The following is a 12,929-nucleotide window of genomic DNA, read 5'->3' on the forward strand; positions in this document are numbered from 1 at the left end:
CGATGACCTTGGCGCCGCGTACGTACTCGCCGGTGACCGCCGCCAGCATGGTCGGTGAGCCCTGTACGGCTGCGCGTTGCAGGTAGTGTTTCACGGCGCGCAAGCCGCCGAGTTCTTCGCCGCCACCGGCGCGGCCCGGGCCGCCGTGCTTGAGTTGCGGCAGGGGCGAGCCGGGGCCGGTGGCGGCGAAGAACTCGGCGGCTTGCGCGCCGTGAAACACTACCTGCAACGCGCAGCCGTACAGGGCTCACCGACCATGCTGGCGGCGGTCACCGGCGAGTACGTACGCGGCGCCAAGGTCATCGAGACCGAAGTGCACCCGTTCCGCCGCTTCTTCCAGGACCTGCAGATTGGCGAATCGCTGCTGACCCACCGCCGCACCGTCACCGAGGCCGACCTGGTGAACTTCGGCTGCCTGTCGGGCGATCACTTCTACATGCACTTCGATGACATCGCCGCCAAGGAATCGCAATTCGGCAAACGCATTGCCCATGGTTACTTTGTGCTGTCGGCGGCGGCCGGGCTGTTTGTGTCCCCGGCACCGGGGCCGGTGCTGGCGAACTACGGGCTGGACACCCTGCGGTTTATCAACCCGGTGGGCATTGGCGACACCATCCAGGCGCGGCTGACCTGCAAGCGCAAGATCGACCAGGGCAAGAAGAGCCCCCAGGGCATTCCGCAAGGCGTGGTGGCGTGGGATGTGGAGGTGACCAACCAGTTGGGTGAGCTGGTGGCCAGTTATGACATCTTGACGTTGGTGGTCAAACGCGAGGAGTGAGTGCTGAGACCAATGTGGGAGCTGTCGAGCCCCAGCGAGGCTGCGATGGGATCACCGCGCCGTACCTGCCAGACCGCGGCGCCTGCATCGCAGCCTCGCTGGGGCTCGACAGCTCCCACAGTTGATCTCAGTTGATCAGGAGCGTGTATTCGTATCCCGTGACGCCCTGCGTCACCACTGAACAGATTGATTTTTTATTCCGCACGACACACCTTAGCGAATCGTTTTTCTAAAAGGTGACGCCCGCAGTGTCCGATTTTCCGACTCTCAAAACCGAACGCCTGACCCTCAGAGAACTTACACAGGAGGATGCGGTGGGGTTGTTTGCGATTCATAGCGACGCTGAAGCAATGAAGTGGTTCGGTGCCGACCCAATCACCGAGCCTCATCAAGCGGAGCAACTGATCGAGCTGTTTGCCAGTTGGCGCACCTCACCCAATCCGGGGATTCGCTGGGGGATTGAGGAGACAGCCACGGCAGCGCTGATCGGCACCTGTGGTTTCTTCAAATGGAATCGTATGTGGCGCAGTTGTGCCATCGGGTTTGAGATGGCGCAATCGGCACAGGGACAGGGGCTCATGAAGGAGGCGGTTTACGCCGCCCTTCGATGGGCGTTCCAGCACATGGAACTCAACAGGATCGAGGCGCTGGTTCATCCTGACAACGCCCGGTCACTGAACCTGCTTGAGAAAGCCGGGTTCGTGCGTGAAGGAACGTTGAGGCAGGCGGGTTACTGGAACGCAGCTCATCAAGACCTGGTTCAGCTTTCGCTGCTGCGTGGGGAGTGTGAGTACCTTTAGTGTCTGCGCGCGGTCCGGCGGTAAACCAGCGTATCGCGTACGCCGAAGTACTCGCAGCGCCGCGCGCCTTGAAGGGTTTCCACCCATTCAAACCCCGTTGCCTCAGCCAGTCGTTGACTGGATATGTTCGCCGAAGAAGTGGTCAGGCGCAGTGTGTGCCCGCTCAACTGCGAAACCAGAGCGGTCAATGCCTCCCTCATCAGCCCATGACCGGCGTGTGCCTGATTGCCCCAATAGCCAACTTCGTAGCTGTGAATCTCATCGGCCAGCGGCAGCAGGCCGATACAGCCCACCAATGCCTGGGGCTCGTCGCGAGATAACAGGAAATACCGTTTCTCCCCGACAGGCGCATCGAAGTCTTTTGCCGCGCGCTGCAGGCTTTCCTGCGTGTCCTCCAGCGTCCAGTGCGGCTTGCTCCATACGAGAAACCGGCGGTGCAGTGCGTAGCTGGCGTTCAAGGCATCGGCGAGTTTTTCAGCGAGCGCCACATCAGGCGCAACCAGGGTCATCCGGTCAGTTTGCAGGGTTGTGGGCAGCGGCGCCTGCTGTTCAATGGTTTGCACCCACACGAATCCTTCGTCTTCACTGGGTGGCTCGAGCATGCTGAACACGCTTTTCAGCGCGTCCTCCGGCACCTTTTTGTCGGCATTGCGTTGGGCATTTCGCGATAACGCCAGCTCCAGCGGTGCGCTCACCAGGATGCCGATCACCGGGACTGCATAGTCCCTCGCGATGGACAGCAACTCCTCCCGATGACGCCGCGCCGGCAAAGCAGCATCGAAGACGATTGCGCCGTGCCCCAATCGCTCAAGGTTTTCCGCCACCCAGCGAGACTTGCCCGCCCCCTGCACGCCCATGACCACGTACACATGAGTGCCCTTTGCCGCCTGTGACAGCTCGTGCCTCAACCGCGCATACGCGAGCTGCCATGCCTGTCGATTTCGTTCAGGCGTGAATTCCCTGCCGAACTCGGTTTCCAGATAGTCGTCAGGGTTGATCACCAAGGGCAAGTCCATCGACCGATCCTCCATCAAAAAGGCACGTCGCCCAAAATCGTCGCGCGGTGCATCACCCGCCTTTGCGGTCGGTAATCATCAATCGCGTAATGCTGGGTAATGCGGTTATCCCAGAACGCTACATCATTCGCCTTCCATCGCCAACGCACGGTGAATTCCGGACGGCTCACGTGGCTGAACAATAACCGCAACAACGCATCACTTTCCGCCGCCTCAAGCTCATTGATCCGCGTGGTAAAGCCTTCATTCACAAACAACGCCTTGCGCCCGGTGGCAGGATGCGTCCTGACCACCGGGTGTGACAGCGGCGGGTGATCCTTCCGGGCTTTTTCGTAGCGCGCCAATGCTTCGGGCGTGCTGCCGAAGCGCTCGGTGGGAAATGATTTGGTCAATTCGTGGGTGGCGGTCAGGCCGTCGAGCAGTTGCCTGACGGGGGCCGATAACCCTTCAAACGCAGCCACGCCATTGGCCCACAACGTATCCCCGCCGAACGCAGGCACTTGCCTGGCCGCCAACACAGAGCCCATCGCCGGTGCAGCGAGGAAGGTCACATCGGTGTGCCAGATGGCGTTGTCGCGGACATCGGTCACGGCGGTGTCGATCAGCAGCAGTTCCGGGTGCCGGTCAACGTGCGGGTAAATCGGATGCCGGTGCAAATCACCAAACCGCGCGGCAAATGCCACGTGCTGCCCGGGGGTAATGGCCTGGTTACGGAAGAACAACACCTGGTGCTGCAGCAGTGCTTGCTCCACCCAGTCGTGTTGTTGATCCGTCAGAGGCAGGGCCATATCCAGCCCCTCAACCTCGGCGCCGATGGTAGGGCCAAGGGGATGAAGCGTCAGGCCCATGATTATTCTCCGATGAACTTGTCGCTGACGAAGGCGGAATAGTCAGGCAGGACCTTTTCGATTTTTCCCTGCTCTTTCAGAAATTCGGCGGTCTTGCCGATTTCCCTGGCGGTGCCACCGGCGAGGTATTGCGCGCTTTTCTGTTCGGCGGCCGTCGGGAACGACGAGCCATCGAGCAGCTCGGGAATGTCCGCAGCGTTGGCGCCTGTGAGCCGGGCGATGCTCTTCACGGGGGCAGAATCAGCGGTCCAGTCTTTTTTATGCGCGGCGTAATCGGCAATCGCCGCCAGGCTGACCCTGGCAAAATCGGCAACGACCTTCGGATTCTTTTCAGCGAAATCCTTGCGCGCTACCCACACTTCAAAGGTCGGGGCGCCCCAGTTGGAAACTTCGGCAGCATCCGTGAGGATCTTGCCGGTCTTACGGATTTCACCCAGGGCAGGCGACCAGGTAAACGCCCCGTCGATATCGCCGCGGGCCCAGGCGGCGGTGATTTGTGCCGGTGTCAGGTTGACGATGTTGACTTTGCGCGGGTCCAGGTTCCAGTGCTTCAGCGCGCCCAGCAGGCTGTAATGGGAGGTCGACACAAAGGGCACGGCGATGGTTTTGCCGATCAGGTCATCAGGGGTCTTGATCCCGCTGCCGTCGCGAACCACCAGGGCCTCGGAACTGCGAATCTGCGCGCTGACAATGAACGCCACCAGCGGCATGTTTCGCGAAGCCGCCGCGGCCAACGGGCTGGAACCCAGGTTACCGATCTGCACATCACCGGAAGCCATGGCGGCCAGGACGGCCGGGCCCGCGTCGAATCTGCGCCAATCGATCTGCTGGCCGATACCTTTTTCATATTCGCCATCGGCGATGGCGCGTTTGATCGGGTCGATGCCGTTGATGTAGCCGATGGTGAGGTCAGCGGATTGAGCGCTTAGGGAGAGGACAGCGAGGCCCACGGCCGAGAGGAGGTTGCGGGCCAGTTTCAGCGTGTTCATTTTTATAGATTCCTGAGCGGATAAGACTTGAACAGCGCGGACTCCGGCTCTCCAAGGGTCAACTCAGTTAGATGATATTGATCTATAAAAAATAAAATAAATAATTTTATGGAATTAGCTTAGAGCTTCTGCAGGAGCGATCAAGCTCGCTCCTGCAGGGTCATGTCACTCTTGAACATCCATGAACTCTTTGGCCCAGCTCACGTAGGTGTCGGGGAACGTGTAGGTGTGGGTCAGTTCGCTGGCGGTCAGGTTTGACGTGCTGCGCGTCAGGTTGCGCTGTTCGCGAAGGCTGTCGTAGGTGGCCTTGATCGAGGCGAAGTACGCGCCGTGCCCGGCAACCACAATCCGCACACCCAATTTGGCCAGGCGTTCGTTGTCATTGAGATGCGGGTTGGCGTAGGTCACCAGCATCAACGGCACCGTCAGGCCTTCGGCGATCTGTTCAAGGTGGTCGAAGTCACGGACACCCACCATGCAGATGCCGTCTGCGCCAGCCTCTTGATACGCCTTGGTGCGATGGATAACGTCTTCCACCGGCAATACGGCGGCGTTGGTCCGGGCGATGATCGAAAGCTGCGGATCGACCCGGGCCTCCAGGGCCGCCTTGACCTTGCCCACGCCCTCTTCCGTGCTGATGAGGTCGGTGGATTTGCGCCCGAACTGCGCGGGCAGCAGGGTATCTTCAATGGTCAGCGCCGAGACGCCAGCACGCTCCAGTTCCTGAACGGTGCGCATCACGTTCAGTGCATTTCCGTAGCCGTGGTCGGCGTCGGCGATCACCGGAAGCTGCGCCACCCGGCCGATGCGGGTGGCCTGCTCGACGAACTCACTCAGGGTAATCAGCGCGAAGTCCGGTGCAGCCAGGACCTGTAATGACGCCACCGAGCCTCCCAGGATGCCGACTTCGAAGCCCAGGTCTGCAGCGATCCTGGCGGACATCGGGTCGAACACCGAGGCGGTGTGAAAGCAGTGTTGGGAGGCCAGCAGCTCGCGAAACGAGCGCCGTAGATCCTGGTGGGAAATTTTCGACATGTTCACTCCTCACTGTCGCCGTATACGCGGGAACGACCAGTGCCAATTCAAAAGTAAGGCTAGCGTATCACGCCGGAAAAAGATGGTTGATGACGTTTGAGAAACTTATACATCACGCTTGGCGGGGGGAAGCCCGCCGCCATTACTTCAACCGTCCCGCCTCTCCCAGCCAGGTTGACGCGCCCTGGTGCAACCATTCGGTGGCGGCGGGATTGTGTTTGACCCGGCTATCCAGGAACGCCACACCCATGGCCTGAATCGCGGCCACCTGCTTGGGGTCCGGCGCCGGTTCGCCCGCCATCGGGCCGCCGCCGCCAGGTTTGGCGCCGTGCTTGTGCCCTCGACCCTTGGGCGCGTCGCCAGACGAAGCACTGCCCTTGTCGGTCCTTTTCGCCGGCCGGCTGAACAGCTCGCTCCCGGACAAGGTCTTGTGCGTCGCACTGTTCAACTCCAGCTGAACACTGCCCGCCGCTGTCACCGACTCGCCCAACACCTCTCGCTGACGGTAAGAGCTGACCCAGTTGAACGGGTCTTCATCCTGCTGGCCGGTCATCGACAGCACGGGCGCCGTTATCCGGGCAAACACGTCCGGCCGGGCATCGGCGTCCACATAAGGGCTGAGCAGCAACACCGCCTTGGGTTGAATCCCGACGCCCGGGGTGGCCCCGGGCTCCAGCGCCCCGGCGAGTGCCTCAGCGGTCTGCGCGCCAAAATCAAAGCCGGCCACCACCACCTGGTTCCAGTCGATGGCCGCCAGTTGCGCGTCGCCTTTGGCGGCCCGTGCCCGAACTTCGCTCAGGACTTTCTGCAAGGTCGACAGCCTGTCACGCAGGGCGGCGGCGGAGTAATGACTGCTCGCCATCCCGCGAAAGTCGCCATATACCGCCTGCTGCGAGGCAAAGATCGATTGATCATGGGCGGGTTCCTGAACCGACAACACCGCATAACCGGCCTGCGCCCAAGCCTTGCGCCACGCCACCCCGCCCGAGGCCGGCTCACCCAAACCCGGCAAGTAGATAATCAGCGGCAGGCGCTCATGGGTCACCGGTGCCAGCCACGCAACGTTCACCGATTGCTTGTCGAGCTGCCAGGTCGCGCCCCAGCCGGACGTTTCATAATGGGACGGTTGATACGCGGTGCTCAGTTCCTTGTTGACCCGCTCGCTGAATTCGGCCCGCGGGTTTGGCGGATCGCCCGCACACCCCGCAATCAATCCCAGGCTGCCCACCAGGGCGCTCACCGCCAGCCAGTACCGAGGTTGAAGGTTCATTCGATTCACACCGCCGTTCAGTTCAAGGTAACTGGCAGCCTAACCGACCCGCCGGCGAACGCAGCACCCGCGCAGGTAAAGAATGGGTAAAGCGTGACGGCACGATGGCCCTCTTCGCGGGTCTTTGTTTTATCAAAGCCGGAAAAATTTCAAGGAGACGCCTGTGAGCATCAGAGACAATCCCGAGGACTATCAGGATCTCAAGCGGGCCGTCGGTTTGCTGGAGTCACCCTCCCTGACGGCCAGGCTGTCCGGCATGATCGGCTCCCCGATTGAAAGCGCGGTAAAGGCATTGCCGGGGGTGGTTTCCAAACGGATCAATGGCGCGGTGGCGGCAGCGCTGCATTCATCCGCCGGCGCGGCGCTGAAAAGCCTGGACAACAGTCCGAGAAAACCGGCCTCGACCCGGCTGCACAAGGCTTTTGCGGCCACCTCGGGCGCCATCGGCGGGGCCTTCGGTTTCGCGGCGCTGTTTATCGAGCTGCCGATCTCTACCACCATCATGATGCGCGCGGTCGCCGACGTGGCGCGCAGCGAGGGTTTCGACCTGGGCGACTTTTCGACCAAACAAGCCTGCATCGAGGTGTTTGCCATGGGTGGCACCAGCCAGGCCGACGATGCAACGGAGACCGGTTACTACATGACCCGCAGCTTCACCACCCAGGCCATGCAACAACTGTCCAAGGAGCTGGCGGGGATCGCCGCCAAGCAGGGCTCCAAGGCCATCAGCAGCTTGTCCCCGGGCCAAGCCGGGAAATGGCTGGCGATCCTCATCGATAAAGTCGCGACACGTTTTGGCTTTACCATTTCCAGCAAGTTCGCAGCCCAGGCCGTTCCCGTGATGGGCGCCTTTACCGGGGCGACAATCAATGCACTGTTCACCCACTTCTACCAGGACATGGCGCGGGGGCACTTCATCGTGAAACGGCTGGAAGAGAAATATGGTTTTGAGCCCATCAAGGATGCGTACATGGCCATCAAGGCGGCGCCCCGGGTGAACTAGAAGCGCGGAAATGCCGGAAAAATTTTTAATGCCGTGCATCCACTTCGCTGCCTCGCGCGTACATTCATCCGCAGGGCGCAAGAATTAGGGAGATACGCAGGAAGAGATCACCCGGACGCCATACCCTTGAGCTATCTGATGAATAGAAAAACAACATCATAATGATGGCACTGTCTGATACCTTGTTGTACGAACATAACCACTTTGAGGATTGTCATGGGCGAAGGCGCTCCTATTCCGCCGAATGAAATTGAACGGCTAAAAGAGGTCGCGAAATTTTGTCCAACCGACAGCGATAGTGATGATGTATTTGAAAAGATCGTCGAGATGGCGTCTGCCTATTACAACGCCCCCATCGCACTGATTTCAATTGTCGATAAACACCGGCAATGGTTCAGGGCACGGGTGGGAATTACAGAAACGCAGACACCGCGAGAAGTGTCTTTTTGCGCCTACTCTACCCTGGATAACGCCCTGCTGGAGGTGTCGGACGCAACGCTGGATGCCCGCTTCAAAGACAATCCCCTGGTCACGGGGCCGCCGCATATTCGTTATTACGCGGGCGCGCCATTGATCACGGAGGATGGCTTTACCCTGGGAAGTCTCTGCATCATTGATACTGTCCCCCGCCCTCCCATGAGCGAGCGTGACAGTGCAATGCTCAACGACTTTGCCGAGCTGGTCATGATGCGCATACAGGGCATGCGGTCCCGCAACTTCGTAGACCAACCGACTGGGCTATTCAATCGACTCAGGCTTGAGGAAGATATACGTCAAGCGCTTAAGCTTGAAAACGCGTGCCATGTGTACGCAGTTGACATTATCTCGCCAAAGTTTCTCAACGATATTGTAAAGGCCCTGGGCTACAGCTTTGCCGGAGACCTGGTTCTGGCGATCAAATCTCGCCTGCAAAACCTGTTACCCGCGCAGTGCCTGCTTTACAAAATCAGCCCGACGCGGTTTGGCTTCATCCTAGAGGAGAATCAAACCACCGAGCACATCTGCGAAAGTATTCTCAAGGACTTCAAAAAGCCTGTTGAATGCCACGGCATCCCCATCCTCATGCAAGTCGGGATTGGCGTGCTGCCCATTCACCATTCCGGCCCGCAAGACTGGCTACGCCTGCTGGTGAGTGCGGCAGATGAGGCGCGTGACCGCAAGCTGGGCTGGTCTCTTTATGAACCCCAGTTTGATGCGGCTCAGCAACGCGCTTTCATGTTGCTGAGTTCGTTGCCGGAAGCGGTCAGCTGCGACAAACAGTTCAGCCTGGTGTATCAGCCCAAAGTCAAACTGCCCTCGGGAAGCTGTGATTCGGTAGAGGCATTGCTACGCTGGACCCATCCGTTGCTTGGCCCCATCAGCCCTGCCGAGTTCATCCCCCTGGCCGAAAAAACCGCGTTGATACCGTCCGTTGGATTATGGGTGCTCAACGCAATCATCCGGCAAGCCGCAGCCTGGAAAGCACAAGGCGTGCGCCTGCGAATAGCGATGAACATTACCGTCAGCGATCTGGAAAGCTCCGAGTTCGTGGACGCGATGATTGATGAGCTTCACCGGCATGACCTTGACCCTGCCGACTTTGAACTTGAGTTTACCGAAAGCATGTTGATGACCAACCCTGAGGAAGTCATCCGGCAACTGCAGCGCGTTCGGCAGATTGGCATAGAGGTCGCGGTTGATGATTTCGGCACGGGCTACAGCAACTGGGCGTACCTGAAGGAACTGCCGGCCACTACCGTCAAGCTGGATCAATCATTGATCAGCGGGCTGGGCAGCAATCAAAATGACAAGCAGTTGGTTAAAACCCTGATAGGCCTGGCGAAAGGGCTCGGCTACCGAGTCGTTGCCGAAGGCGTAGAAAACCAGGAAATCCTCGACCTCTTGATACAGTGGGGATGTTCCGAAGCGCAGGGCTACCTGATAGCAAAGCCCATGACCGCAACGGACCTGGAAACCTGGATAAGCCAGGGCCGCTAGCGAACAGGCCCACAGCGTGGGCCCGTAAACGTCAGGCGCCAGTGTCAGGCCAGTTCAAAGCGATCCAGGTTCATCACCTTGGTCCAGGCCGCCACGAAGTCCTCGACGAACTTCTCCTCGGCGTCGGCACTGCCATAGACTTCGGACAGCGCCCTCAACTGGGCATGCGAACCGAACACCAGGTCGACCCGGGTGCCCGTCCACTTGACGGCACCGGTCTTGCGGTCATGCGCCTCAAAGGTATCGTGGCTGCCGGTGACTGGCTTCCATTCAACGCCCATGTCCAGCAGGTTCCTGAAGAAGTCATTGGTCAGGGTTCCCGGGCGCTCGGTGAATACCCCGTGCTTGCTTTCCCCGACATTGATACCCAAGACCCGCAGTCCGCCCAACAGCACCGTCATTTCGGGTGCGGTCAATGTCAGCAGTTGCGCCTTGTCGATCAGCAACGCTTCGGCCGACACCTTGTAGTGCCCCTTCTGGTAGTTGCGAAAGCCATCGGCGACCGGTTCAAGGAAACCGAACGACTCGACATCCGTCTGCTCCTGGGAAGCATCCGTGCGCCCTGCCGTGAAAGGCACCGTGGTCTGGCGGCCGGCATTTTGGGCCGCCAGCTCAACCCCCACGCTGCCCGCCAGCACGATCAGATCGGCCAGGGAAATCTTTTTGCCTCCCGTCTGTGCGGCATTGAAGTCGCCCTGAATAGCTTCGAGACGCTTCAGTACGCCCGACAGTTGCTCAGGCTGGTTGACCGCCCAGTCCTTCTGCGGAGCCAGGCGCAGGCGCCCGCCATTGGCTCCCCCGCGTTTATCGGAGCCGCGGAAGGTGGACGCCGCTGCCCATGCCGTCGAAACCAGTTGTGAGACCGTCAGCCCCGCGGCGAGAATCTTTTGCTTGAGCGCCGCCACATCCTGTTCATCCACCAGCGGATGATCGACCGCAGGAATCGGGTCCTGCCACAGCAACTCTTCCGCGGGGGTTTCCGGGCCGAGATAACGCGCAAGCGGGCCCATGTCGCGGTGGGTAAGCTTGAACCAGGCACGGGCAAAGGCGTCTGCCAGTTGGTCCGGGTTGGCCAGGAAACGTCGGGAGATCTGCTCGTACGCCGGATCGAAGCGCAGCGCCAGGTCCGAGGTCAGCATGCTCGGCGCATGCCGCCTGCCGGCGTCATGGGCATCCGGAACTTTGCCGGCGCCGGCACCGTTCTTCGGCGTCCACTGGTGGGCGCCCGCCGGGCTCCTGGTCAGTTCCCATTCAAAGCCGAAGAGGTTTTCGAGGTACTCATTGCTCCATCTTGTCGGCGTCGAAGTCCAGGTCACCTCCAGCCCGCTGGTGATGGTGTCACCGCCCTTGCCGCTGCCGAAGCTGTTTTTCCAGCCCAGCCCCTGCTCTTCCAGGCCAGCCGCTTCCGGTTCCGGGCCGACGTTATCCGCCGGACCTGCGCCGTGGGTCTTGCCGAAGGCGTGACCGCCGGCGATCAGGGCTACGGTCTCTTCATCATTCATCGCCATGCGACCGAAGGTTTCACGGATATCCTTCGCCGAGGCGACCGGATCCGGAACACCTTCAGGCCCTTCCGGGTTCACGTAGATCAAGCCCATCTGCACAGCGGCGAGGGGATTTTCCAGGTTGCGCTCACCGCCCCCGGTGCGGCTTTCTTCGTTGCCATGGTTCTGCGGTTCAGCCACCAACGGACCATCACCCGGCTGCTGCATTTTCTTTTGCACGCCGTAACGCTCTTCTCCCCCCAGCCACGTGGTCTCGGCGCCCCAGTAAACGTCCTCGTCCGGCTCCCAGACATCCGGGCGACCGCCGGAGAACCCGAAGGTCTTGAACCCCATGGACTCCAGCGCAACGTTACCGGTGAGTACGATCAAATCGGCCCAGGAAATCCGCCGGCCGTACTTTTGCTTGACCGGCCAGATCAGGCGACGGGCCTTATCCAGGCTGACGTTGTCAGGCCAGCTGTTGAGCGGTGCAAAGCGCTGCTGACCGGAACCGGCACCGCCGCGACCGTCGGCGGTACGGTAGGTCCCGGCGCTGTGCCAGGCCATGCGAATGAACAGCGGGCCGTAATGGCCAAAGTCCGCAGGCCACCAGTCCTGGGATTGCGTCATGACATCGCGCAAATCCTGCTTGACCGCTTCGAAGTCAAGGCTCTTGAACGCCTTGGCGTAATCGAAGCCCTGACCCATGGGGTCGCTGAGGGAGGAATGCTGATGCAGGATCTTCAGGTTCAGTTGCTGGGGCCACCAGTCTCGGTTCGTGGTGCCGCCACCCGCAGCGTGGTTGAAAGGGCATTTCGATTCAGTTGACATGCTTGGCACACCTTTTAGTGACGTTTTCAAAGATTAGCCTCGTTCGCAGAAAACTCTAATAGCTGCAACGTTATCCCCTGATAGACCTGTTCTTGGGATTGAAAGCCGTCCTGGGGCCCCGCCCTGCATAAGAGCCACTGGGATCTCAAGACCAGAAAAAGCCATCCGCTCGACCTTTTATCGCGCGAACCCATCTTCAGTTTGCTTGCAGCTCTTGCGCTTGCGGTATTATGGTATACCATCATACACAAACCAATCAGCACCCAGGTGGAGCAGCCATGAGTTTTGAAATCCGCAAGATCGTCAGCTATGTAGAAGAAACCTTTATTGAAGGCGGCAAGGCCTCCGACACGCCAGTGACTATGGTGGGCCTGGCTGTCGTCCTGAAAAACCCGTGGCTGGGTCGCGGTTTTGTCGAAGACCTGAAACCGGAAATCCGTGCCAACTGCTCGGATCTCGGCGCACTGATGGTGGAGCGCCTGATTGGCATTATCGGTGGTGCAGACAACATCGAAGCCTATGGCAAGGCCGCCGTGGTCGGTGCCGACGGTGAAATCGAACACGCCTCGGCAATCATCCATACCCTGCGCTTTGGCAACCACTACCGCGAAGCGGTCAAGGCCAAGAGCTACCTGAGTTTTACCAACAAGCGCGGTGGCCCGGGCACATCGATTCAAATCCCGATGATGCACAAGGATGACGAAGGGCAGCGCTCGCACTACATCACCTTGGAAATGCAGATAGAAGATTCCCCGCGTGCCGACGAGATCGTGGTGGTCCTTGGGTGCGCCGACGGCGGCCGCCTGCACCCACGCATCGGCAACCGTTACATCGACCTGGAAGAGCTGGCAGCCGAGAAAGCCCAGTAAGCAAGACCGGTCACCCAAACAAAAAACAT

11 protein-coding genes and 1 pseudogene are annotated in these 12,929 nt (G+C 60.0%); 5 read left to right on the plus strand and 7 right to left on the minus strand.

Annotated features, from left to right (window positions below):
- Positions 1-229: hypothetical protein (locus HX873_RS13580; protein ID WP_371318395.1), on the minus strand; the 229-nt coding region annotated here is incomplete at its 3' end.
- Between HX873_RS13580 and HX873_RS13585 the strand changes: the two are divergent.
- Positions 170-778, plus strand: a pseudogene (locus HX873_RS13585) (MaoC/PaaZ C-terminal domain-containing protein); the annotation flags it as partial. The gene HX873_RS13580 and the pseudogene HX873_RS13585 sit on opposite strands and share 60 nt — an antisense overlap.
- A 248-nt stretch (positions 779-1,026) precedes the next feature.
- Positions 1,027-1,578 carry a GNAT family N-acetyltransferase gene (locus HX873_RS13590; RefSeq protein WP_177122791.1) on the plus strand — a complete coding sequence of 184 codons (552 nt, stop codon included), beginning with the start codon at positions 1,027-1,029 and terminating at the stop codon, positions 1,576-1,578.
- On the opposite strand, the gene HX873_RS13595 is transcribed toward HX873_RS13590, so the two are convergent.
- The 5 genes from HX873_RS13595 to HX873_RS13615 form a co-directional block, all read right to left on the minus strand.
- The gene (locus HX873_RS13595; RefSeq protein WP_177122792.1) at positions 1,575-2,594 is read right to left on the minus strand and encodes a GNAT family N-acetyltransferase; all 1,020 of its coding nucleotides are present in this window, start codon (positions 2,592-2,594) and stop codon (positions 1,575-1,577) included. The genes HX873_RS13590 and HX873_RS13595 overlap by 4 nt on opposite strands.
- A 14-nt stretch (positions 2,595-2,608) precedes the next feature.
- The gene (gene tauD, locus HX873_RS13600) at positions 2,609-3,442 is read right to left on the minus strand and encodes a taurine dioxygenase (protein WP_087694292.1); all 834 of its coding nucleotides are present in this window, start codon (positions 3,440-3,442) and stop codon (positions 2,609-2,611) included.
- 2 nt (positions 3,443-3,444) lie between these two features.
- Complete coding sequence (gene tauA / locus HX873_RS13605) at positions 3,445-4,431, minus strand: taurine ABC transporter substrate-binding protein (protein WP_177122793.1); 987 nt, start codon at positions 4,429-4,431, stop codon at positions 3,445-3,447.
- Positions 4,432-4,596: 165 nt separating this feature from the next.
- Complete coding sequence (locus HX873_RS13610) at positions 4,597-5,466, minus strand: oxaloacetate decarboxylase (RefSeq protein WP_003208921.1); 870 nt, start codon at positions 5,464-5,466, stop codon at positions 4,597-4,599.
- A 142-nt stretch (positions 5,467-5,608) separates the two neighbouring features.
- Positions 5,609-6,736: an alpha/beta hydrolase gene (locus HX873_RS13615; protein ID WP_177122794.1), complete on the minus strand. Its 1,128-nt coding sequence runs from the start codon at positions 6,734-6,736 to the stop codon at positions 5,609-5,611.
- 163 nt (positions 6,737-6,899) lie between these two features.
- Here HX873_RS13615 and HX873_RS13620 point away from each other — a divergent pair, with 163 nt between their 5' ends.
- On the plus strand, positions 6,900-7,739 hold the full coding sequence (locus HX873_RS13620; protein WP_177009355.1) for an EcsC family protein: 840 nt from the start codon (positions 6,900-6,902) through the stop codon (positions 7,737-7,739).
- Positions 7,740-7,955: 216 nt separating this feature from the next.
- Positions 7,956-9,716 (plus strand): EAL domain-containing protein, encoded by a 1,761-nt coding sequence (locus tag HX873_RS13625; protein WP_003208926.1) that lies wholly within the window; start codon positions 7,956-7,958, stop codon positions 9,714-9,716.
- A 44-nt stretch (positions 9,717-9,760) separates the two neighbouring features.
- Here HX873_RS13625 and katG read toward each other — a convergent pair whose 3' ends face one another.
- Positions 9,761-12,031 carry a catalase/peroxidase HPI gene (katG, locus tag HX873_RS13630; RefSeq protein WP_177122795.1) on the minus strand — a complete coding sequence of 757 codons (2,271 nt, stop codon included), beginning with the start codon at positions 12,029-12,031 and terminating at the stop codon, positions 9,761-9,763.
- A gap of 278 nt (positions 12,032-12,309) precedes the next feature.
- Between katG and HX873_RS13635 the strand changes: the two genes are divergently transcribed.
- Entirely contained in the window at positions 12,310-12,900 is a 591-nt protein-coding gene (locus tag HX873_RS13635; RefSeq protein WP_177122796.1) for an amino acid synthesis family protein, read from the plus strand.
- Positions 12,901-12,929 lie beyond the last annotated feature (29 nt).

The sequence above is a fragment of the Pseudomonas sp. P7758 genome (assembly GCF_013386485.1).
Lineage (GTDB): Bacteria > Pseudomonadota > Gammaproteobacteria > Pseudomonadales > Pseudomonadaceae > Aquipseudomonas.

Coding starts and splice junctions, on each gene's coding strand:
- HX873_RS13595 (WP_177122792.1), bottom strand. CDS start 2,594: ATGGACTTGCCCTTGGTGATCAACCCTGACGACTATCTGGAAACCGAG.
- HX873_RS13615 (WP_177122794.1), bottom strand. CDS start 6,736: ATGAACCTTCAACCTCGGTACTGGCTGGCGGTGAGCGCCCTGGTGGGC.
- katG (WP_177122795.1), bottom strand. CDS start 12,031: ATGTCAACTGAATCGAAATGCCCTTTCAACCACGCTGCGGGTGGCGGC.
- tauD (WP_087694292.1), bottom strand. CDS start 3,442: ATGGGCCTGACGCTTCATCCCCTTGGCCCTACCATCGGCGCCGAGGTT.
- tauA (WP_177122793.1), bottom strand. CDS start 4,431: ATGAACACGCTGAAACTGGCCCGCAACCTCCTCTCGGCCGTGGGCCTC.
- HX873_RS13625 (WP_003208926.1), top strand. CDS start 7,956: ATGGGCGAAGGCGCTCCTATTCCGCCGAATGAAATTGAACGGCTAAAA.
- HX873_RS13610 (WP_003208921.1), bottom strand. CDS start 5,466: ATGTCGAAAATTTCCCACCAGGATCTACGGCGCTCGTTTCGCGAGCTG.
- HX873_RS13635 (WP_177122796.1), top strand. CDS start 12,310: ATGAGTTTTGAAATCCGCAAGATCGTCAGCTATGTAGAAGAAACCTTT.